Source organism: Streptomyces sp. NPDC023481 (assembly GCF_055560195.1).
Genome location: NZ_JBVHJE010000024.1, coordinates 57,552 through 78,033 on the forward strand (window position 1 = coordinate 57,552; position 20,482 = coordinate 78,033).

The following is a 20,482-nucleotide window of genomic DNA, read 5'->3' on the forward strand; positions in this document are numbered from 1 at the left end:
GGCGAGCGGGTCAGGCGGGCCCCGGCACGGGCAGGCCGCAGGCGCGCCGGGCCCGGGAGAGCTGCTCGGCGGGGTCGCCGAAGGCGCTCCAGGGCATGCGCGAGGCGTAGGGGCCCATCGCCGTGAAGACCGCCCGGGCCTCGAACTCGCGCCGGCCCATGACCAGCGCGTGCGCGAGATAGGCGAGGTCGAGCACCGGGGTGAAGCGGTAACCGGCCACTTCGGGCAGCCAGTTCTGGTAGATCGACAGCGCGGTGGCGCGCCACTGGGGCTGCTCCCAGACCTGGTCGGCGAGCAGCTGGGTGGGGTTGTAGCTCTCCACCAGGGCCACCAGGGGCAGCAGCCGGAGGGCGGAGTCGGCGGGCGCCCGCTGGCTGAGGAAGGCGGCCACGTCCCAGGCCGCGGTGACCGAGCCGCCGTGACGCGTGAAGAAGAAGGACAGGAAGCGGTGGTGGGCCTCGCGGTGCCAGGGGTCGAGGGAGAGGATGTGCGCGAACAGCCGCCAGGGGCCGGGCGGGGCGGTGAGCAGGCCGTGCGGGGCGGGGTCGCGCAGCCGGTGCAGCCGGGCCATGGCGAGCCGGGCGACCCAGGGGGTGGGGTCGATCGGGTCCGCCTCGGCGGCCCGGTCGCAGGCGGTCAGCGCGATCCGCTCCAGCGCCTCGGCGCGGTCGTCGCGCGCGTCGGCGGCCCGCAGGGCGCGCTGCACCGCGACCCGGGCCCACATCAGCGCGGCCTCGGGCGTCGGCTCCTCGGCGAGCCAGCGTTCCACCAGGTCGGTGCCGGCCGCCTCGGAGGCGAGGACCAGCGAGCGGTGGGCGCGCAGGGCGGGGTCGCGGCGCGTCTCGGCGAGCGCCTCGTGGGCGTACCGATAACGGCCGGCGCGCACGTCGACACATACGCTCGCCAGGACGCGGTCGTCGGCCGCCGGGTGCCATACGTAGTGCCCCTCGAATAAGTCCGCGACCATGTCCCCCTGCCCCATCGCCGTCGATGCATCACCGTGCGCAGGAGGCACCCTACTCAGCGTCGGCCCCACCTGGAACGCCTAATTCGACATATCGGTCAGGGGATTCGCCATGTTTATCGGGCGCCTTTGACTGGCCGCCAGCCGGTGGTTCAAAATCTGACGTTTTCCCGGCCCGGGGACTCCCCCGGTTCGGCCGCTGTGTGCCCCACTAGAATGTTTCACGGAAAACCCACACTCCGCACCGTCGGCCCCACAGGCCACACGCACCCCGGGGAATGACCATTCACGAACTCGCCGCCCGGCTGCTCGGGCTCCCCCCTTCGCTGGGACCGGTCCGGCTGGTCGCCGTCGACGGGCACGCCGGCTCCGGGAAGTCCACCTTCGCCGCACGGCTGGCGCACGCGCTGGGCGGGGCCCCGGTGCTCCATCTCGACGACATCGCCAGCCACGAGCAGCTCTTCGCGTGGACCGGGCGGCTCACGGCCCAGGTGATCGAGCCCCTGGCCCGGGGCGAGTGCGCGCACTACACCCCCTACGACTGGCGGGCCCGCGCCTTCGGTGTCCCCCGCCCGCTGCCGGCCGCCCCGGTCGTCCTGATCGAGGGCGTGGGCGCCGGCCGCCGGGCGCTGCGGCCGCATCTGGCCCGGCTGCTGTGGATGGAGCTGCCCCAGGAGGAGTCCTGGACGCGCGGCCGGCGGCGGGACGGCGCGGAGCAGCGGGAGTTCTGGGAAGGGTGGGTCGCCGCGGAGCGAGCGCACTTCGCCGCCGACCCCTCGCGCCCCCATGCCGACCTGCTGGTGCTCCAGGGGCGGGAGGGTTACGAGGTGCTGCCGGGGCCGGGAGCGACGTCCCGGGCCGGGCGGGATGTGACGCTGCGTGATGGACCGTCCCCGATGTGGTGAAGTGGTGAAGACCCTCGCTGGGCAACTTCTCCGAGTGCCCCAACTCCGCTTGACCGGGGGGCCGTACAGGTCTTACGTTCTCAATGTGCGGCTTTCGGAGTCGCCCGGCGACGCGAGGCCCCCGGTTGTTCCCCCGTGACCGGGGGCCTCGTTCTGCCCCCGGCCCGCTTTTTCCGGCCGCCCCGCGCGCCGGACCTCTCACCCTGGGTCACGAAAAGCCGCGCGCCCCGTCTGCCCCGACCTCGCCGAACGCCCTGTGCGGCACCCTTCGGCCCGCACGGGTACCGCGGGTACGATGCCCTCGGTGCGACCTTTCGAGCGGCTGCCTCGCACCTGCAACTCCGGTCCGCGGCACAGCGGTTCGACCGCGGCGGCCGTCGGGCGACTGCCCGGCGGTGAACCACGGGGGCACGGTTTGTGGGGGGACGTGATGGACTTCGGCACGCAGGGCCCCGAGGCCCCGGCCGACCTCGCCTGGCTGCGGGGGGTGGACGCCTACACGATGGGCGCCTACCCGCAGGCCGAGGAGGAGTTCCGCACCGCGGTGCGGATGGACCCGGGCATGGCCGACGCCTGGCTCGGGCTGCACGCGCTCCGGGTCGACACCACCACCGCGCTGCTGCGGATGTTCCGGCACCGCGACCGCTTCGGCGAACAGCGCACTCGGCACCGCCGCGCCCTCAACTCCTGGTACTGGCTGGGCTGGTGGGTGCAGCCGGTGCTGGAGAGCCCGCGCGATCTGCTGCTGGCGCACGCCTCCCACTGGCTGGACGGCCGGCACGTGCCCGAGCTGGACCGCGCCCTCGCCGGACTGCCCCCGGTCGACGCCGACCCGCAGGTCCGCTTCCTGCACGCCTGCCGCGCCTACCTGGTCAAGGACTGGGAGCAGCTGGTCCGGCACACCGACCCGCTGCTGGACGACCCCCTGCTCGGCATCGAGGCCGGCCTGTTCGGCGGCATGGCCCGGGTCCGGCTGGAGATCTACGGCCAGGCCGAACCACTGCTGGCGGCCGCGCTGATGCGGTGCCGCAGCGAGCAGCCGCAGCGCAAGGAGCTGCGGTACTGGCTGGCGCGGGCGCACGAGGGAACGGGACGCTCGGCCGCCGCGCTCCCCCTGTACCGGGCGGTGCACCGGGTCGACCCGGCCTTCATGGACACCTCCGCCCGGCTCGCCGCGATCTCCGAGGGCGACGGGTACGACGAGACGGCCGGCCTCGCCTCGATCACGCTGACCGGCGCCGGGCAGGACACGGTGGACGGGCCGGACGGGTTCGATCCGCTGTTCGGCATGGAGGGCCGGGACCTGCGGCTGTCCGAGCCCGAGCTGCCGACGGGGCCGCTGCCGTCGGTGACCGGCCCCTCGGTGCGCACGAAGACGGGGCCGACCGGGGTGGCCGCCTCGCCGATCCCGGCCGGACCGACGGACCCCGCGCTGCTGGAGGAGGCGCTCGCCGAACTGGAGCGCATGGTGGGGCTGGAACCGGTCAAGCGCCAGGTCAAGGCGTTGTCGGCGCAGCTGAACATGGCCCGGCTCCGGGCCGGGCAGGGGCTGCCGGTGCAGCCGCCCAAACGGCACTTCGTGTTCTCCGGGCCGTCCGGCACGGGCAAGACCACGGTCGCGCGGATCCTCGGCCGCGTGTTCTACGCGCTGGGACTGCTGGGCGGCGACCACCTCGTGGAGGCCCAGCGGGCCGACCTGGTCGGCGAGTACCTGGGCCAGACGGCCGTGAAGGCCAACGAGCTGATCGACTCCGCGATCGGCGGGGTGCTCTTCGTGGACGAGGCGTACGCGCTGTCCAACTCCGGGTACGGCAAGGGGGACGCGTACGGCGACGAGGCGCTGCAAGTGCTGCTGAAGCGGGCCGAGGACAACCGGGACCACCTGGTGGTGATCCTGGCCGGCTACCCGGAGGGCATGGACCGCCTGCTCGCCGCCAACCCCGGCCTGTCCTCCCGTTTCACCACCCGGGTCGACTTCCCCTCCTACCGCCCGCCGGAGCTGACCGAGATCGGCAAGGTGCTCGCGGCGGAGAACGGGGACCAGTGGGACGACGAGGCCCTGGAGGAGCTGCGGTCCATCGCCGGGCACGTGGTCGACCAGGGCTGGATCGACGAGCTGGGGAACGGACGGTTCCTGCGGACGCTCTACGAGAAGAGCTGCGCCTACCGGGACCTCCGCCTGTCGTCCTACCCCGGTTCCCTGTCCCGGGAGGACCTGGCGACCCTGCGGCTGCCCGACCTGATGCAGGCCTACGGCGAGGTGCTGTCGGGCCGGGGGCCGCAGGATCCGTCGTCCTACAGCTAGGGCGCCCAGCCTAGGCCATCGCTCCGGCCTCCTCCGGTTCCCCGCTCACCCTCGGTTCGGTCAGCCGCACCTCGGGAGCCTCCCGGTGCGCGGGGTCCCTTACCTCGCCGACCAGCATCTCCAGGACGTCCTCGAGGGCCACCAGGCCCAGGACCCGGCCGGAGGCGTCGGCGACCTGGGCCAGATGGGTGGCCGCGCGGCGCATGACGGTGAGGGCGTCGTCGAGCGGCAGCTCGGCGCGGAGCGTGGCCATCGGGCGCCACACCTGCTGCGGTACGGCCCGTTCGGAGTCCTCCAGGTCGAGGACGTCCTTGACGTGCACGTACCCCATGAAGGGGCCCTTCTCGTTCGCCGCGACCGGGAAGCGGGAGTAGCCCGTGCGGGCGGTCAGCTCCACGATCTCGCCCGGGGTGACCGAGGGCTCCACCGTGACCAGCGACTCCCGGCGCAGCAGGACGTCCGTCACCGGGCGGGAGCCCAGCTCCAGGGCGTCTTCCAGGCGCTCCTGCTCCTCGGGGTCGATCAGGCCCGCCTGGCCGGAGTCCTCCAGCAGCCGGTTGAGCTGCTCGGTGGTGACGACCGCCTCGACCTCGTCCTTCGGCTCGACCCGGAACAGCCGCAGGATGCCCTGGGCGCAGGCGCCGAGGGCCACGGTGATCGGCTTGCACAGGCGCGCGAAGTACACCAGGCCGGGGCTGAGCCACACCGCGGCCTTCTCCGGGGCGGCCATGGCGAGGTTCTTCGGGACCATCTCGCCGATCACCAGGTGGAAGAAGACCACCGCGGCCAGGGCGATGACGTAGCCCAGCGGATGGACCATGCCCTGCGGAAGGCGGACCCACTCGAACACCGGTTCCAGCAGGTGCGCCACCGTCGGCTCGGCGACCGCGCCGAGGGTCAGGGAGCAGACGGTGATGCCGAACTGGGCGGCGGCCATCATCTGCGGCAGCCGTTCGAGGCCGTACAGCACCTGGCGGGCCCGGGCGGTGCCGAGCGGTTCGATCTGGCTGCGGCGCACGGAGACGAGCGCGAACTCGGCGCCCACGAAGAAGCCGTTGGCGAGCACCAGCAGGCCCGCGAAGACCAGTTGGAGGACGCTCATCGGGCGGCCTCCATCGCGTTCCCGGCCGGGACCGTCCTGACCAGGCGGACCCGTTCGGCGCGGTAGTGGCCGACCTGGCGGACCGAGAGCCGCCAGCCGGGCAGTTCGGCCCGGTCGCCGGGGGCCGGGATCCGGCCGAGGAGGTCGGCAACCAGACCGGCGACGGTCTCGTACGGCCCCTCGGGCACGTCCAGGCCTATGCGCAGCAGGATGTCGACGCGGCAGCTGCCGTCGACGTCCCAGGCGGGCCTGCCGTCCTCGGGCGGGGCCGGGGCCAGCTCGGGCGTGTCCTTGGCGTCGTGCTCGTCGCGGACCTCGCCGACCAGTTCCTCGACGATGTCCTCCAGGGTGACCACGCCGGCCGTGCCGCCGTACTCGTCCACGACGACCGCGATGGGCTGCTCGCTGCGCAACCGGGCGAGCAGCGGCTGGACGGGCAGGGTCTCGGGGACGAGGAGCGCCTTGCGGGCGATGCGGCCGGCCGGGGTGCGCAGCCGGTCGTGGACCGGGACGGCCAGTGCGTCCTTCAGGTGGGCCATGCCGACGATCTCGTCGATCTTCTCCCGGTAGACGGGGAAGCGGGACAGGCCGGTGGCCCGGGTGAGGTTGACGACGTCCTCGGCGGTGGCCGAGTCCTGGAGCGCGCTCACCTTCACCCGGGGGGTCATGACGTGCTGTGCGGTCAGCTCGCCCAGCGAGAGGGTGCGCACGAACAGGTCGGCCGTGTCCTGTTCCAGGGCGCCGGCCCGGGCGGAGTGCCGGGCCAGCGAGACCAGCTCGCCCGGGGTGCGGGCGGAGGCCAGCTCGTCGGCGGGTTCGACGCCGAGGGCGCGGACCAGCCGGTTGGCGACCGTGTTCAGCGCGGAGATCACCGGGCGGAACAGGCGGGCGAAGCGGTGCTGGGGGCCGGCCACGAAGCGCGCGACCTGCAGCGGCCGGGACACCGCCCAGTTCTTGGGCACGAGTTCGCCGACCACCATCTGGATCGCGGAGGCCAGCAGCATGCCGACGACCACGGCGATGCCGGAGGCGGCGCCGTCGGGGATGCCGAGCGCGGCGAACGGGCCGTGCAGCAGCTCGGCCAGGGCCGGTTCGGCGAGCATGCCGACGACCAGGGAGGTGATGGTGATGCCGAGCTGGGTGCCGGAGAGCTGGAAGGACAGCTCCTTCAGCGACTCCACGACCGTACGGGCGCGGGTGTCGCCGTCGGCGGCGGCCTGCTCGGCCTCCGGCCGCTCGACCGTCACGAGGCCGAACTCGGCGGCCACGAAGAAGCCGTTGGCGAGGATCAACAGGAACGCGGCTGCGAGGAGCAGCAGGGAGATGGTCACGCTGCCACCGCCTTCCCGTTCTGACGGGCAGGGGTGGCGCAGGTACTACAGGACGATCCGTCCATCGCTGGAGGGAGTCACTCCTCGGGTAGCAGGAACCCCTGGGCGCCGGGCGGCGCGCAGGGGCAGAGGCGCAGCGAGATGGCCTCCACCCACCAGATTAATCAAGATCTGGGCTCGTGCGGCAGGGCGGACGACGCCGAGTGGGCCTCGGCGAGCGCGCGCAGGGCCTGGGCGTCGGCGATGGCGCGCCGCTTGGCGATGCCCGGCTGGATGCCGAGCGCGGGCAGGCTGCTGCCGTCGCTCAGGTCGAGGAACACCCAGGGGTCACCCGGCCGGAGGTTCACCCGGAGGATCTCCGCCCAGGCCAGGCGCCGCTTGCTGGCGATGTTCACCACGGTGACGCCGGTCCGGTCGGCGACCACCTTCACCCGGGCGAGCTGGGCCAGCACCCAGAAGATGAGCGCGCCGGTGAGGACGAAGCTGAGCCGCTCCCCCGGGCCGAGCTGGTCCAGCAGCATCGCCATGCCGGAGATCACGACGAGGATCACGACACCGGCGGTGAGCAGGATCACCCGGGTGTGGCCCGGCCGGAAGGTGGCGGGGAGGTCGGGAAGGGGGGTGGATTCGGACATCGGTCGGCGTACCCCTCAGAGGCGGCAGGCGTGGATGGCCGTGGTCAGGATGGCGCGGGCGCCGATGGCGTAGAGGTCGTCCATGATCCGCTGGGCCTCCTTGGAGGGGACCATGGCGCGAACCGCGACCCAGCCCTCGTTGTGCAGCGGGGAGACGGTCGGGGACTCCAGGCCGGGCGTGAGCGCGACGGCCTTCTCCAGCTGCTCGACCCGGCAGTCGTAGTCCATCATCACGTACGTGCGGGCGACCAGGACGCCCTGGAGGCGGCGCAGGAACTGCTGGACCTTCGGCTCCTCGGCGTCGGCGCCGGTGCGGCGGACGACGATCGCCTCGGACTTCATGATCGGCTCGCCGAAGACCTCCAGGCCCGCGTTGCGCAGGCTGGTTCCGGTCTCCACGACGTCGGCGATGACCTCGGCGACGCCCAGCTCGATCGCGGTCTCGACGGCGCCGTCCAGGTGGACGACGGAGGCGTCGATGCCGCCGTCGGCGAGGTGCTTGGCGACGATGCCCTCGTAGGAGGTGGCGACCGTGCGGCCCTTGAGGTCCGCGAGGCCCTCGGCGGTGCCCGGCTTGGCGGCGAAGCGGAAGGTGGAGCGGGCGAAGCCGAGCGGGAGGATCTCCTCGGCGTCGGCGCCGGAGTCGATCAGCAGGTCACGGCCGGTGATGCCGATGTCGAGGCGGCCGGTGGAAACGTAGATCGCGATGTCACGGGGGCGGAGGTAGAAGAACTCGACCTCGTTCTCCGGGTCGACGATGCGCAGCTCTTTGGACTCGCGGCGCTGCTGGTAGCCGGCCTCATGCAGCATCTCCGCCGCAGGGCCGGACAGGGAACCCTTGTTGGGGACGGCGATGCGCAGCATGGGGTCGGCTTCCTTTGCTCGTTCTCTACGGTGGTGGGTGCGGGGGCGGCTTACAGGTGGGCGTAGACGTCGTCCAGGGTGATGCCGCGGGCGACCATCATCACCTGGACGTGGTACAGCAGCTGCGAGATCTCCTCGGCTGCCGCCTCCTTGCCCTCGTACTCGGCGGCCATCCAGACCTCGGCGGCCTCCTCGACGACCTTCTTGCCGATGGCGTGGACGCCCTTGGCGACCAGCTCGGCGGTGCGGGAGGTGGCGGGATCGCCCTGGGCTGCCTTGTGCTGGAGCTCGGTGAAGAGCTCCTCGAACGTCTTCTTGGACATGGTGCGCCCCACCCTACGCGGTGCGGGCGTCTCCCTAGTGCCAGGGTTCGGATACCGAGCGGAGGGTGGCCGCGGTCGCCACGGCGGCCGTCACCGCCTCGTGGCCCTTGTCCTCGTTCGAGCCCTCCAGGCCGGCCCGGTCCAGGGCCTGCTCCTCGGTGTCGCAGGTGAGCACGCCGAAGCCGACGGGGACGCCGGTCTCGACGGAGACCTGGGTGAGGCCCTGGGTGACGCCCTGGCACACGTAGTCGAAGTGGGGGGTGCCGCCGCGGATGACGACGCCGAGGGCGACCACCGCGTCGTAGCCGCGGCCCGCGAGGACCTTGGCGGCGACGGGCAGTTCGAAGCTGCCGGGGACCCGGATCAGGGTCGGCTCGTCGATGCCCAGGTCGTGCAGGGCGCGCAGGGCGCCGTTAACCAGTCCGTCCATCACCTTGTCGTGCCACTGCGCCGCGATGACGGCGACCCGGAGGTCGCTCACGTTGCGTACGGACAGTTCCGGTGCACCCTTGCCGCTCACGTCTCTCCTCAGAGCTGTCTTGCTGTCCTGCTTGCTGTCTTGCTGTCTTGCTGTCTTGCCTACTGGTTGCCGCAGGCCGACACCGCGGGTGTGTCGAGCCAGGGCAGGTCGTGGCCCATCCGGTCCCGCTTGGTGCGCAGGTAGCGGAGGTTGTGCTCGCCGGCCTGGACCGGCATAGGCTCGCGGCCGGTGACCTTCAGGCCGTGGCGGAGCAGCGCGTCGGTCTTGTCGGGGTTGTTGGTCATCAGCCGGACCCCGCGCACGCCGAGGTCGGCGAGGATCTGCGCGCCGGCGCCGTAGTCACGGGCGTCGGCGGGCAGGCCGAGTTCGAGGTTGGCGTCCAGGGTGTCGTGGCCCTGCTCCTGCAGCGCGTAGGCGCGCAGCTTCGACAGCAGGCCGATGCCGCGTCCCTCGTGTCCGCGCAGGTAGACGACGACGCCCCGGCCCTCGGCCTGGATGCGTTCCAGGGCGGTGTCCAGCTGGGGGCCGCAGTCGCAGCGCAGGGAGGCGAAGACGTCGCCGGTGAGGCATTCGGAGTGGACGCGGACCAGGACGTCCTCGCCGTCGCCGATCTCGCCGTGGACGAGGGCGACGTGCTCGACGCCGTCGACGGTGGACCGGTAGCCGTAGGCGGTGAAGGTGCCGTGCCGGGTGGGCAGGCGGGTCTCCGCCTCGCGGCGGACGGTGGGCTCGCTGCCACGGCGGTAGGCGATCAGGTCCTCGATGGAGATGATCGTCAGGCCGTGCTTGCGGGCGAACGGGACCAGTTCGGGCAGGCGGAGCATCCGGCCGTCCTCGCCGGCGATCTCCACGATGGCGCCGGCCGGGCGCAGGCCCGCGAGCCGGGCGAGGTCGACGGCGGCCTCGGTGTGGCCGTTGCGGACCAGGACGCCGCCCGCCCTGGCGCGCAGCGGGAAGACGTGGCCGGGGCGGACGAGGTCGTCCGGCCGGGCGGTGCCGCTCGCCAGGAGGCGGAGGGTGGTGGCGCGGTCGGCGGCGGAGATGCCGGTGCTCACCCCGTGCGCGGCGGAGGCGTCCACCGAGACGGTGAAGGCGGTCTTCATGGACTCGGTGTTGGCGTCCACCATCTGCGGCAGCTGGAGCCGGTCCAGTTCGTCACCCTCCAGGGGCGCGCAGATCAGGCCCCGGCACTCGCTCATCATGAAGGCGACGATCTCGGGGGTGATCTTCTCGGCGGCGATGACGAGGTCACCCTCGTTCTCCCGGTCCTCGTCGTCCACGACGATCACCGGGCGGCCGGCCGCGATGTCGGCGATGGCCTGCTCGACCGGGTCGAGTGCGAGGTCGTCCAGGTCGTCGCCGTCGTACAGCAGCGGTGCCGAGGTCATGCCGGCGCTCCTTCCAGTACGGGCTGCGGGCCCCGGCGGGAGCGCAGCCACCAGTCGCGCATGCCCCACAGGACGAGTGCGCCGTAGATGACGTAGACGAATCCGGAGAAGGCGTAGCCGTTGGCGAAGTTGAGGGGGACGCCGACGAGGTCGACGAGCAGCCAGGCGAACCAGAACTCGACCATGCTCTTGGCCTGCGCGTACATCGCGACGATGGTGCCGACGAAGATGTAGGCGTCGGGCCAGGGGTCCCAGGACAGCTTCGGGTAGGCCGTGAAGAGCAGGGCGACGGCGACCGTGCCGGCGGCGGCCGCGGCGAGCATCGCCGCGCGCTCGGGCCAGGTGGCGAACCGGGGCGTGATGTGGCCGTCCGTGGACCGGTTCCTGCTGCGCTGCCACTGCCACCAGCCGTACAGCGCCACGGCCATGACGACGACCTGTTTGCCGGCGCTGCCGGTCAGGTGGCCGTAGAAGGCGGCGAAGAGGACGAGACCGGACAGGAACTGGACGGGCCAGGTCCACAGGGAGCGGCGCCAGCCGAGGGCGAGGGTGATGAGGCCCAGGATGTTGCCGACCATGTCCGACCAGATGATGTGCTGGCCGAAGAGGGTGAACGCCTCGGAGTTCATCCAGTTCACTTGGCGTCCCCCCGCGCACGGTCGCCGAGGAGCCGCTCGACGTACTTGGCGATGACGTCCACCTCGAGGTTCACCGGGTCGCCGGGCTGCTTCACGCCGAGCGTGGTGAGGGCGAGGGTGGTCGGGATGAGGCTGACGGTGAAGTGGTCCGCGCCGGCGTCGACCACGGTGAGGCTGATGCCGTCGACGGTGATGGAGCCCTTCTCCACCACGTACCGGGAGAGTTCCGCGGGGAGGGAGATCCTGACGATCTCCCAGTTCTCGGAGGGCTCGCGGGCCAGGATCTCGCCGGTGCCGTCCACGTGCCCCTGCACGATGTGGCCGCCGAGGCGGGCGCCGACGGCGGTGGGGCGTTCCAGGTTGACCCGGGAGCCGGCGGTGAGCGCGCCGAGGCTGGAGCGGTTCAGGGTCTCGGCCATGACGTCGGCGGTGAACTCGTCGCCCTCGTGCTCCACGACCGTGAGACAGACCCCGTTCACGGCGATGGAGTCGCCGTGCTGCGCGCCCTTGGTCACGACGGGGCCGCGGAGCCGGAAGCGGGAGGCGTCGCCGAGGTTCTCGACGGCGGTGACCTCACCCAGCTCTTCGACGATTCCGGTGAACACTTCCCGGGTCCTCCTGCCTCTTCGGGCACGGACTCCGGGGCACTGTCGATGACGACAGAACGTACGGACGAACACACACCGGGGCGTCGCCGGAACGGACACGTCCGGACACGGACGGATCCCGAAACGGCGGCGCGCACACCTGAGACGCGTGCCCGCCCGCCGCGCACTGCCTCCCATCCGGACTTTAACCGTCGGTCCAGGAATTTCACCTGGTCAACCGGCCGCTGGAAGCGACCGGGTCGCGGACTGTAACCGCCGGTTCGGACTTTCACCGACCCCGGAGTGCGCTGCTTCTGGTACAGGGCCAGTGTGCCACGCCCCGTACTCGTCCAGGCGGGTGATCCATGTGGGCTCGCTCACAGTGTGTACCGCTCGTTTCGCGCGGTGCAACCGTGCTGGTCAACCCGCCACCGCGGGCGGTGCGTCGAGCCCGGTCCGGACCATTGACCTTACTGGTCTAGTCCTTTTAGGGTGCGGACGGGCCCGGCGGCGGTGACGACGGCCCTTGCCCGCCGCCGGGCCGTGTCACGTTTCGGTGGTTCCGATCCGTCCTGGGACACGAGGGGTGCTCCACGGGGGAGCACCCCGGTGTCCGAGGAGACGGAGAACGGCATGACCACGATCCTGGTGACCGGCGGAACGGGGACGCTCGGCCGGCTCGTCACGCGGCGGCTGCGGGCGGACGGCCATGAGGTACGGGTGCTCAGCCGGCACACCCAGCCGTACGCGGTGGACCTGCGCACGGGCGGTGCCGGCCTGGACGCGGCGCTGGCCGGCGCGGAGACGGTCGTGCACTGCGCCAGTTCACCCCGGGGCGGCGACGAGCAGCCCGCCCGGAATCTGCTCGCGGCGGCCCGGCGGGCCGGGGTGGGCCATCTGGTGTACATCTCCATCGTCGGCGTGGACCGGGTGCCGTTCGGCTACTACCGGAGCAAGCTCGCCGTGGAGCGGCTGGTCGAGGAGTCCGGGCTCGGCTGGACCGTGCTGCGGGCGACCCAGTTCCACGACCTGGTGGTCTCGGTGCTCCAGGGCCTGGCCAAACCGCCGGTGCTGATGCTCCCCGCGGGAGTGGCGGACCAGCCCGTCGAGGTGGCGGAGGTGGCCGACCGGCTGGCGGAGCTGGCGCTCGGTGCACCGGCCGGACGAGTGCCCGACCTGGCCGGCCCCGAGGTCCGGACGTTCGACTCACTGGCCCACGCCTACCTGCGAGCGACCGGCCGGCGCCGCCCGGTGGTCCGAGTGCCCCTGGCCGGGAAGGCGTACCGCGCCTTCCGGTCGGGCGGCCACCTGGCCCCGGACCGCGCGGTGGGCAAGGTGACCTTCGAGGAGTACCTGGAGCGGCGCTTCGGTCAGAACTGACGGCACCTGCCCACGGGCACCGCCCGCGGACGGCCGCACCGGCCCGCCCGCCCGGGCGGCGCGAACAGCTCGCCGTGCGCCCCCGGAGCGCTCCACGGAGCAAGGCCGCACCGCCAGGGCCACTGCGTGCATCGGGCGCAGGGTGCGGCACCGGCCGATGTGGACCGGCCCAGTGCGCGGTGCCGGCCGGTTGCCGGCCGGCACCGCGCACAGCCGCACCCTCACCCACACCCGAACGCGCGGGGCGGGAAGCACGTCGCACTGCCGGGTCTCACCCGTTCAGCGCACCCGCCCCCTCCGGCGGCGCGAACAGTTCCTCCTGCGCGCGCTCGCGAGCCGTCAGCAGCGCACCGCGCAGTACCGCCGGGCCGCCCAGGCTGCTCGCGCGGACCTCCGTGGCCAGGGGGGACATCCGGCGCAGCCGGTCCTCCACCAGGCCGGCCAGGACCTCTCCCCCGGCCTGGCCCACCTCGCCGCCGAGGACCACGCAGCCGGGGTCCAGGACGGCGACCACGGAGGCGACGCCCACGGCGATGCGGTCGGCCAGGGCCCCCAGGAAGCGGGCGGCGGGGCCGTCCCCGGACCCCGTGCCGGCCCACGGGTCCTGCGCCGCCTCCGCCACCGCCCCCCGTACCACCGCCGCCGCCCCCGGCCCGTCCGGCGAGGGCGGGGGCACGAGGCCGTGCCGGGCCGCCAGGGCGGTGATCGCCGCCGCGCCGGTCAGGGAGTGGAAGCCGCCGGCGCAGTCGGTCGCGGCGGGGAGGGCGTCCGTGCCCGGTACCGGCAGGAACCCGATCTCGCCGGTGCCGCCGGAGGCCCCACGGCGCAGGGTGCCGTCCAGGACGACCGCGGCGCCGACGCCGTGCCCGAGCCAGAGCAGCACGAAGGTGTCCCGGTCCCGGGCCGCGCCCTCGCGCTGTTCGGCGAGGGCGGCCAGGTTGGTCTCGTTCTCCACGGTGACCCGGGCGCCGGGCAGCCGGTCCTGGAGGACGGCGGCCAGGCTGCGGTGCCAGGCGGGCAGCCCGGCGGAGTCGCGCAGGTCACCGGTGGCGGGGTCGATGAGGCCGGGCGCGCCGATGCCGACGGTGTGCAGCCGGTCGGCGCCGGCCTCCTTCAGGGCCCGTTCCACGGCGGCCACCGCCTGCTCCACCGCGGGACCGGTGCCGGTGTCCCCGCCGATCGGCACGGACGCCTCGGCCAGTACCCGTCCGAGCAGGTCGGAGACGAGGACCAGGACGCCCTGGGTGCGGACGTCGAGGGCGGCGAGGTGGGCGCGGTCGGCGACGAGGCCGTAGAGCCGGGCGTTGGGGCCCCTGCGCCGGGCACCGGACTCGCCGACCACCGTGACGAGACCGGAGGCGGTCAGCCGGTCGACCAGGTCGGCGACCGTCGGCCGGGACAGTCCGGTGAGCAGCTTCAGTTGCCCTGCCGTGAGCGGGCCTTCCTGCTGCAGCAGCCGCAGGGCCAGCCGGTCGTTGATGGCCCGGGCGGTACTGGGTGATGCGGGCATGACGGGATCCTCCCAGATCGCCTGCGCTACGAGCGCTTTCCGACCGCTATCTATCAGGCAGGGTTCCTGATAGTTTACGGCGCGTCGCAGTGGAGCGGGGCCGGGCTCTCCAGGGGAGGGGCAGAATCGTGAGTGACGTGAGGTACGCGCCCGGCGAGCTCAGGCGCGCCCGGTACGCCGTGGCGGCCGTCTTCGCCGTGCACGGCGCCGTGACCGGCTCGTTCGCGACCCGCGTGCCGTGGGTCCAGGACCACGCCTCGCTCAGTGCGGGCCAGTTGGGCTTCGCGCTGGCCTTCACTGCGTTCGGCGCCTCCTGCGCGATGCCGCTGGCGGGCCGGATCAGCCACCGCTTCGGCAGCCGTACGGCGCTGCGCGGGCTGCTCGCCCTGTGGACGCTGTCCCTCGTGCTGCCGTCGGTCGCGCCGAACCTGCTCACCCTGTGCCTGGCGATGTTCACCTACGGCGCGTCCGCGGGCATGGCCGACGTGGCGATGAACGCGCTCGGCGTGGAGGTCGAGCGGCGGCTCGGCAAGTCGATCATGTCGGGGCTGCACGGCATGTGGAGCGCGGGCGCCCTGATCGGCTCGGCGGCCGGCACCCTGGCCGCACACCTCGGTTCGGACGCCCGCCTGCACTTCGCGCTCGCGGCGGCCGTCCTCACGCTGCTCGGGTTCGTGTACTGCGCTTGGGTACCGGACCTCCAGGCCGCCGAGGACGAGGAGCCGCCGCCGCGGTTCGCGCTGCCCCCGCGCTCGGCGCTGCTGATCGGCGCCGTCGGCTTCTGCGCGGTGTTCGCGGAGGGCGCCAGCCTGGACTGGTCGGCGGTGTACCTGCGGGACCGGCTGGACGGTTCGGCCGGGCTGGCGGCGGCCTCCACGACCGGGTTCATGCTGACCATGGCGGTCGCCCGGATCGCCGGGGACGCGGTGGTCGACCGGTTCGGCGCGGTCCGCACCGTGCGGGCCGGCGGTGTCCTGGCCGTGCTGGGCGGGCTGCTGGTCGTGGTCGCCGGGCATCCGGCGGTGGCGATGGCCGGGTTCGCGCTGATGGGCCTCGGCATCGCGGTGGTCGTCCCGCTCTGCTTCGCGGCGGCCGGGCACGCCGGGCCCAACCCCAGCCAGGCCATCGCGGGCGTGGCGACCATCACCTACACCTCGGGCCTGGTCGCGCCGAGCCTGATCGGCGGGGTGGCCCAGGCGACCAGCCTGGTGGTGTCCTTCGGGGTGGTGACGGTGCTGGCCGGCGGCCTGGCGGTGTTCGCGGGCGTGCTGCGCACCGCCGAGCGCGGGGGCGGCGGGCAGGTCAGTCCGCGGGCCGCAGCAGTTCCCGACCCGCGGCCCTGAAGGCCTCGCTCCAGGGCGCGGGGCGCATGGTCGTCGCGTCCAGCCGGACCAGCACCCGGGTGCCGTGGGCGTAGGTCAGGCTCCCGTCGGCCGAGCAGAAGCGGAAGCCGTAGGTGAGGCCGGTGGTGCCGAGCCGTTCCAGCCAGAGGTGGACGGCGTAGCCGCCGGGGCTGGTGACCGGGGCCTCGTAGGTGATGCGCAGTTCCTTGACGGCGTTGCAGGCGTCGCCGGCCGCCGCCCAGTCGCCGTCGAAGCGGACGCCGTACCCCTGCCACAGCTCGGTCCAGGCGCGCTCGACCATCAGCGGGTAGCGGGCGTTGTGCAGCAGCCCGAGCGCGTCGAGGTCGTCGAAGTGGACGGTGACGGGGATCAGCCGGCCGTGGGAGACGGCGGGGGCGGACGGGGCTTCGGCGGTCACGGGACGGGCTCCTGGGCAGCGCTGGCGGGGTGGTGGCACCCCCGTACCCGAACATACTAAGCGACCGCTCAGGATCCCGTCCGGTGGTGCCGGCCCGCCGGCCACATGAGCGTGCGGCCGCCCGCTACCCCTGACAATGGTTCGGACCACCTCAGTACAGAGAAAGCGAAACCCCCATGGATCTCGGCGTGCGCTGGAAGCTGCACGGAGACGGGCGCACGCCCGCGCCCGGAGCGGTGGTACGCCCCGACGAACGGCTCTCCTGGCCCCGCACCGTGGGCCTGGGCGCCCAGCACGTGGTCGCGATGTTCGGCGCGTCCTTCGTGGCCCCGGTGCTCATGGGCCTGGACCCGAACCTGGCGATCATGATGTCGGGCGTGGCGACCGTGATCTTCCTGCTCGCCACCCGCGGCCGGGTGCCGAGCTACCTCGGCTGCTCCCTGTCGTTCGTGGGCGTGGCCGCCGTCATCCGCGCCCAGGGCGGCACCAGCGCGACCGTGACCGGCGCGGTGCTCGTCGTCGGCGTGGTGCTGTTCCTGGTGGGCCTCGCCGTGCAGCGCTTCGGCGCGCGGATCATCCACGCCGCGATGCCGCCGATCGTCACCGGCGCGGTCGTCATGCTGATCGGCTTCAACCTGGCCCCGGTGACCGCCTCCACCTACTGGCCGCAGGACCAGTGGACGGCCCTGCTCGTGATGCTCTTCACCGGCCTGGCCGTGGTCTGCCTGCGCGGGTTCTGGTCCCGGATCGCGATCTTCCTCGGCCTGGTCTTCGGGTACGGCATCTCCTGGGCTTTCGACCGGATCTTCGGCAGGATCCACTCGACGGGCCCGGGCGGCAAGGTCACCGACCACTGGCGGCTGGACCTCTCCGGCGTCTCCAAGGCCGACTGGATCGGCCTGCCCCACTTCCACGGGCCGTCCTTCCAGTGGTCGGCGATCCTGGTCGCGCTGCCGGTGGTCATCGCCCTGGTCGCCGAGAACGCGGGCCACGTCAAGGCGGTCGGCGAGATGACCGGCGACCCGCTGGACGACAAGCTCGGTACGGCGATCTCGGCGGACGGCGTCGCCTCCGTGCTGTCGACGGCCGTCGGCGGCCCGCCGAACACCACCTACTCGGAGAACATCGGCGTGATGGCCGCGACCCGCGTCTACTCCACCGCCGCCTACTGGGCCGCCGCCGGCTTCGCGCTGCTCTTCGGCGTCTGCCCGAAGTTCGGCGCGGTCGTCGCCGCGATCCCGGGCGGGGTCCTCGGCGGCATCACCGTGATCCTCTACGGCATGATCGGCCTGCTCGGCGCGCAGATCTGGCTGCACGCCGGCGTGGACCTGCGCAATCCGCTGAACCTGGTGCCGGCCGCCGCGGGCATCATCATCGGCGTCGGCAACGTCACCATGAAGTTCACCGACACCTTCTCGCTCAGCGGTATCGCCCTCGGCACGCTGGTCGTCATCACCGGCTACCACGCGCTGCGCGCCTTCGCCCCGGCCCATCTCAAGGAGCAGCGACCGCTGCTGGACGAGGGCACCTCCGCCTACGGCAAGGAGGCGGAGGGGGAACCGGGCACACGGGCGCCGCGCGCCGAGCCGTAGAGCCGTAGGACGCCGAGGCGGTGGGCCGTAGGACGCCGAGCCGCAGAGCCGTAGGACGTGGACCGTAGGACGCCGAGCCGTGGATCGGCGAGACGAGGCCCTCGCCCGGCGTTCCCCCGTTCCGGCGAAGCACCGGGCCGGTCGGCACGCCGGCCGGTGCCGGGCTGGGACCCTTCCCCCATGGTCCGGACGGAACTGCTCAGCTCCCCCGTCGACGCCGTCGTCACGCGGATGCGCGCGCTCGACGCGGCGCTGCCCGCACGGGACGGCGTCGCCGTGTTCAACCGCGTCTACCTCGCCGTCACCGAGGAGATCGACCGCCGCCTGGACACCGGGGAGTTCCCGGACCCACGCGCGGCGGCCGCCCTGGACGTGCGGTTCGCCGAGCGGTACCTGGCCGCGGTCGACGCGGTGGCCGCGGACCGCCGCCCGCCCGCCTGCTGGCGCCCGCTGTTCCAGTTCCGCCGCCATCCAGGGGTACGGCCGCTGCAGTTCGCGCTGGCCGGTATCAACGCCCACATCGGGCACGACCTGGCGCTGGCCGTGGTCGACGCCTGCCACACGCTCGGCTGCGAACCGGCCGATCTCGAGGACGAGTTCGACCGCGTGGGCGATCTCCTCGGGTCGCTGGAGGAACGCATCCGCGAGGATCTGATGCCGGGCCCCGACCTGCTGCAGATCGCCGACCCGCTCACCCATCTGCTGGGCTCCTGGAGCCTGGAGCGGGCCCGGGACGCGACCTGGGCGGCGGCCCGGGCGCTGTGGGTGCTGCGGCACTGCGCCGACGTGGCCGAGGAGTTCACCGAACGGCTGGACGCGGCGGTGGGGTTCGCAGGCCGGATGCTGCTGACACCGCTCGCCGACTGACCCGGCCTCGTGGAAAAGGCGCGGGCGGCCGGAGTCGGTTCCGGCCGCCCGCGCCCCGTTCGTGCCCCGGGTGCCCTCCCGGGGGTCCCCCGTTCGTCGCCCGTTCGTCCTCCGGGCGCCTCCCGGGTCAGTCCTCGGGAAGCTCCACGGGCGCGATCTCGTCGTAGACGTCACCCGGGCCCGGGTTCGTCGCGTCGGTCGTGCCGCCGAAGTGGTGCATGACGCCCCACACCGCGTTCAGCGCGGTCTGGACGGCACCCTCGGCCCAGCCGGCCGTCCAGGAGATGTCGTCGCCGGCGAGGAAGATGCCCCGCTTGTCCTCCGGCAGCCGGTCCTGCATGAAGTGCGTGAACAGGCGCCGCTGGTAGCGGTAGTGGCCGGGCAGGTTGGCCTTGAAGGCCCCCATGAAGTAGGGCTCGTTCTCCCAGGAGACGGTCACCGGGTTGCCGATGATGTGCTTCCTGATGTCGACCTTCGGGTAGATCTCGCCGAGCGACTTCAGCATGACCTCCATCCGCTCGTTCGCGGACAGCGGCAGCCACTTCAGGCTGTCGTCGCACCAGGTGTAGGACAGGCAGATCACGGCGGGCTTGTCCGGGCCGTCGTCCAGCAGGTAGGTGCCGCGGGTCATGCGGTCGGTGAGCGTCATCGACATGACGTCCCGGCCGGTCTCCTCGTCCTTGTCCAGCCAGAACGGCCGGTCCACCGGGACGAACAGCTTGCTGGACTCCATGTAGTGGGTGCGCTCGATCGCGGTCCAGTGGTCGATCGGGAACAGCGAGTCGTCGCAGGCGATCTTGGACAGCAGCATCCAGGACTGGGCGGTGAAGATCGCCGCCTGGTAGGTGCGGATGTCGCCGTTCGCGTCGGTCACGGTGATCCGGTTGCCGGCGGTGCGGTGCAGCCGGGTCACGGCCGGCCGCGGCTCGCCGCCCTCGTGGAGCGTGGCGAGCGAGGTGCCGTACGGCCAGTGGACGATCTTCTCCGGCTCGCGCTCCCACAGGCGCAGCGGCAGCTGCTGCGAGCCGCCGACGATGCCCCGGTGGTGGTCGTCGGCCTCGGTGTAGACGACGCGGAGGATCTCCAGGATGGAGTTCGGGAAGTCGGTGTCCCAGCCGCCGGTACCGAAGCCGACCTGGCCGAAGATCTCGCGGTGCCGGAAGGACCTGAAGGCCTCGGAGTCGCAGAGGAAGCCGTAGAAGGTCTGGTTGTCGAGCTTCTCGACCAGCTTCGCCCAGATCTCGCGGATGCGGGGCACGTCCCGCTCGCGCATGGCGCGGTTCATGTCGGAGAAGTCGGCGCCCTCTTCGAGGCACTTGCCCCACGCCTCGGCGACGTCCCGGTACACCTGGGGCAGGTCGTCGATCGTCTCGGCGTAGTGCGACTCGCCCTTGAGGTCGACCACGGTGGACGGGGTCGCCTCGGCCAGCGGGTTGGGGAAGGGCCTGGTCTCCAGGCCGACCAGGTCGATGTAGTGCTGGAGCGCGGTGGAGGACGGCGGGAAGCGCATCGCGCCCATCTCGGCGGTCAGCGACTCGTCGCAGCCGTCGAAGCCGACCGTCCGGAGCCGGCCGCCGATCTGGTCGGCCTCGTAGACGACGGGCTTGAGGCCCATCTTCATCAGCTCGTAGGCGGCCACGATGCCGGACAGGCCGCCGCCGATGACCGCGACCTCGGTGCCGTGCTCGGTCGCCGGGATCTGGCCCAGGCCCGCCGGGTGGGCGAGGAAGTCGTCGTAGGCGTACGGGAAGTCCGGGCCGAACATGGTGATCGGCGGCTGCTGCTCGTCGGTGTGCTCGACGGCGTTGGGCACCGTGGACGTCATGGGGTACGGACTCCTTGCACGAGG

The 20,482-nt window shown here is 72.7% G+C and carries 19 protein-coding genes and 1 riboswitch; of the genes, 6 read left to right on the forward strand and 13 right to left on the reverse strand.

All coding sequences use genetic code 11. The features are described from left to right. Positions 1-10: 10 nt before the first annotated feature. Positions 11-967, reverse strand: coding sequence for a hypothetical protein (locus tag ACZ3ZD_RS34345; RefSeq protein WP_467406401.1), 957 nt, complete (start codon positions 965-967; stop codon positions 11-13). Between the two features lie 275 nt (positions 968-1,242). Between ACZ3ZD_RS34345 and ACZ3ZD_RS34350 the strand changes: the two genes are divergently transcribed. Together ACZ3ZD_RS34350 and ACZ3ZD_RS34355 are read left to right on the forward strand one after the other, a co-directional pair. Further along, positions 1,243-1,869: a uridine kinase family protein gene (locus ACZ3ZD_RS34350; protein WP_467406403.1), complete on the forward strand. Its 627-nt coding sequence runs from the start codon at positions 1,243-1,245 to the stop codon at positions 1,867-1,869. A gap of 430 nt (positions 1,870-2,299) precedes the next feature. Beyond that, complete coding sequence (locus tag ACZ3ZD_RS34355) at positions 2,300-4,174, forward strand: AAA family ATPase (RefSeq protein ID WP_467406406.1); 1,875 nt, start codon at positions 2,300-2,302, stop codon at positions 4,172-4,174. 10 nt (positions 4,175-4,184) lie between these two features. Here the strand turns inward: ACZ3ZD_RS34355 and ACZ3ZD_RS34360 are convergent, their stop codons facing one another. From ACZ3ZD_RS34360 to ACZ3ZD_RS34400, 9 genes are all read right to left on the reverse strand, one after another. Continuing rightward, positions 4,185-5,276: a hemolysin family protein gene (locus tag ACZ3ZD_RS34360; RefSeq protein WP_467406408.1), complete on the reverse strand. Its 1,092-nt coding sequence runs from the start codon at positions 5,274-5,276 to the stop codon at positions 4,185-4,187. Next, on the reverse strand, positions 5,273-6,607 hold the full coding sequence (locus tag ACZ3ZD_RS34365; RefSeq protein WP_467406412.1) for a hemolysin family protein: 1,335 nt from the start codon (positions 6,605-6,607) through the stop codon (positions 5,273-5,275). Before ACZ3ZD_RS34365 ends, ACZ3ZD_RS34360 begins: the two co-directional genes overlap by 4 nt. A gap of 164 nt (positions 6,608-6,771) precedes the next feature. Continuing rightward, complete coding sequence (locus tag ACZ3ZD_RS34370; RefSeq protein WP_467406416.1) at positions 6,772-7,242, reverse strand: PH domain-containing protein; 471 nt, start codon at positions 7,240-7,242, stop codon at positions 6,772-6,774. A gap of 15 nt (positions 7,243-7,257) precedes the next feature. Next, the gene (hisG, locus tag ACZ3ZD_RS34375; protein WP_467406418.1) at positions 7,258-8,106 is read right to left on the reverse strand and encodes an ATP phosphoribosyltransferase; all 849 of its coding nucleotides are present in this window, start codon (positions 8,104-8,106) and stop codon (positions 7,258-7,260) included. Between the two features lie 50 nt (positions 8,107-8,156). Then, complete coding sequence (locus ACZ3ZD_RS34380) at positions 8,157-8,429, reverse strand: phosphoribosyl-ATP diphosphatase (RefSeq protein ID WP_467406421.1); 273 nt, start codon at positions 8,427-8,429, stop codon at positions 8,157-8,159. Between the two features lie 34 nt (positions 8,430-8,463). Beyond that, complete coding sequence (gene ribH / locus ACZ3ZD_RS34385; RefSeq protein WP_467406425.1) at positions 8,464-8,949, reverse strand: 6,7-dimethyl-8-ribityllumazine synthase; 486 nt, start codon at positions 8,947-8,949, stop codon at positions 8,464-8,466. 59 nt (positions 8,950-9,008) lie between these two features. Continuing rightward, positions 9,009-10,298, reverse strand: coding sequence for a bifunctional 3,4-dihydroxy-2-butanone-4-phosphate synthase/GTP cyclohydrolase II (locus ACZ3ZD_RS34390; RefSeq protein WP_467406430.1), 1,290 nt, complete (start codon positions 10,296-10,298; stop codon positions 9,009-9,011). Then, the gene (locus tag ACZ3ZD_RS34395) at positions 10,295-10,936 is read right to left on the reverse strand and encodes a nicotinamide mononucleotide transporter family protein (protein ID WP_467406435.1); all 642 of its coding nucleotides are present in this window, start codon (positions 10,934-10,936) and stop codon (positions 10,295-10,297) included. Before ACZ3ZD_RS34395 ends, ACZ3ZD_RS34390 begins: the two co-directional genes overlap by 4 nt. Next, positions 10,933-11,541, reverse strand: a complete 609-nt coding sequence (locus ACZ3ZD_RS34400; RefSeq protein ID WP_467406438.1) for a riboflavin synthase — start codon at positions 11,539-11,541, stop codon at positions 10,933-10,935. The genes ACZ3ZD_RS34395 and ACZ3ZD_RS34400 overlap by 4 nt, the downstream gene beginning before the upstream one ends. A gap of 162 nt (positions 11,542-11,703) precedes the next feature. Next, positions 11,704-11,834, reverse strand: a riboswitch (FMN riboswitch). 322 nt (positions 11,835-12,156) lie between these two features. Between ACZ3ZD_RS34400 and ACZ3ZD_RS34405 the strand changes: the two genes are divergently transcribed. Further along, positions 12,157-12,903, forward strand: coding sequence for an SDR family oxidoreductase (locus ACZ3ZD_RS34405; RefSeq protein ID WP_467406545.1), 747 nt, complete (start codon positions 12,157-12,159; stop codon positions 12,901-12,903). A 271-nt stretch (positions 12,904-13,174) separates the two neighbouring features. On the opposite strand, the gene ACZ3ZD_RS34410 is transcribed toward ACZ3ZD_RS34405, so the two are convergent. Beyond that, a complete protein-coding gene (locus tag ACZ3ZD_RS34410) occupies positions 13,175-14,413 on the reverse strand; it encodes an ROK family transcriptional regulator (protein ID WP_467406441.1) in 1,239 nt (412 codons plus the stop codon). 128 nt (positions 14,414-14,541) lie between these two features. On the opposite strand from ACZ3ZD_RS34410, the gene ACZ3ZD_RS34415 reads away from it, so the two are divergent. Then, entirely contained in the window at positions 14,542-15,756 is a 1,215-nt protein-coding gene (locus ACZ3ZD_RS34415) for an MFS transporter (protein ID WP_467406443.1), read from the forward strand. Here ACZ3ZD_RS34415 and ACZ3ZD_RS34420 read toward each other — a convergent pair. Next, on the reverse strand, positions 15,716-16,174 hold the full coding sequence (locus ACZ3ZD_RS34420) for an acyl-CoA thioesterase (protein WP_467406446.1): 459 nt from the start codon (positions 16,172-16,174) through the stop codon (positions 15,716-15,718). The two genes, ACZ3ZD_RS34415 and ACZ3ZD_RS34420, sit on opposite strands and share 41 nt — an antisense overlap. A gap of 176 nt (positions 16,175-16,350) precedes the next feature. On the opposite strand from ACZ3ZD_RS34420, the gene ACZ3ZD_RS34425 reads away from it, so the two are divergent. Together ACZ3ZD_RS34425 and ACZ3ZD_RS34430 are read left to right on the forward strand one after the other, a co-directional pair. Next, on the forward strand, positions 16,351-17,766 hold the full coding sequence (locus ACZ3ZD_RS34425) for a uracil-xanthine permease family protein (RefSeq protein ID WP_467406448.1): 1,416 nt from the start codon (positions 16,351-16,353) through the stop codon (positions 17,764-17,766). A 180-nt stretch (positions 17,767-17,946) separates the two neighbouring features. Beyond that, complete coding sequence (locus tag ACZ3ZD_RS34430; RefSeq protein ID WP_467406451.1) at positions 17,947-18,633, forward strand: DUF5995 family protein; 687 nt, start codon at positions 17,947-17,949, stop codon at positions 18,631-18,633. A gap of 127 nt (positions 18,634-18,760) precedes the next feature. Here the strand turns inward: ACZ3ZD_RS34430 and ACZ3ZD_RS34435 are convergent, their stop codons facing one another. Beyond that, entirely contained in the window at positions 18,761-20,458 is a 1,698-nt protein-coding gene (locus ACZ3ZD_RS34435) for a flavin monoamine oxidase family protein (RefSeq protein ID WP_467406454.1), read from the reverse strand. Positions 20,459-20,482: the final 24 nt, after the last annotated feature.

Bases quoted from the DNA above. Each gene is read 5' to 3' on its own strand.
- ACZ3ZD_RS34350 (WP_467406403.1), top strand. From the start codon at position 1,243: ATGACCATTCACGAACTCGCCGCCCGGCTGCTCGGGCTCCCCCCTTCG.
- ACZ3ZD_RS34355 (WP_467406406.1), top strand. From the start codon at position 2,300: ATGGACTTCGGCACGCAGGGCCCCGAGGCCCCGGCCGACCTCGCCTGG.
- ACZ3ZD_RS34380 (WP_467406421.1), bottom strand. From the start codon at position 8,429: ATGTCCAAGAAGACGTTCGAGGAGCTCTTCACCGAGCTCCAGCACAAG.
- hisG (WP_467406418.1), bottom strand. From the start codon at position 8,106: ATGCTGCGCATCGCCGTCCCCAACAAGGGTTCCCTGTCCGGCCCTGCG.
- ACZ3ZD_RS34405 (WP_467406545.1), top strand. From the start codon at position 12,157: ATGACCACGATCCTGGTGACCGGCGGAACGGGGACGCTCGGCCGGCTC.
- ACZ3ZD_RS34435 (WP_467406454.1), bottom strand. From the start codon at position 20,458: ATGACGTCCACGGTGCCCAACGCCGTCGAGCACACCGACGAGCAGCAG.
- ACZ3ZD_RS34390 (WP_467406430.1), bottom strand. From the start codon at position 10,298: ATGACCTCGGCACCGCTGCTGTACGACGGCGACGACCTGGACGACCTC.
- ACZ3ZD_RS34370 (WP_467406416.1), bottom strand. From the start codon at position 7,242: ATGTCCGAATCCACCCCCCTTCCCGACCTCCCCGCCACCTTCCGGCCG.
- ACZ3ZD_RS34345 (WP_467406401.1), bottom strand. From the start codon at position 967: ATGGTCGCGGACTTATTCGAGGGGCACTACGTATGGCACCCGGCGGCC.
- ACZ3ZD_RS34425 (WP_467406448.1), top strand. From the start codon at position 16,351: ATGGATCTCGGCGTGCGCTGGAAGCTGCACGGAGACGGGCGCACGCCC.
- ACZ3ZD_RS34410 (WP_467406441.1), bottom strand. From the start codon at position 14,413: ATGCCCGCATCACCCAGTACCGCCCGGGCCATCAACGACCGGCTGGCC.
- ACZ3ZD_RS34360 (WP_467406408.1), bottom strand. From the start codon at position 5,276: ATGAGCGTCCTCCAACTGGTCTTCGCGGGCCTGCTGGTGCTCGCCAAC.
- ACZ3ZD_RS34430 (WP_467406451.1), top strand. From the start codon at position 17,947: ATGGTCCGGACGGAACTGCTCAGCTCCCCCGTCGACGCCGTCGTCACG.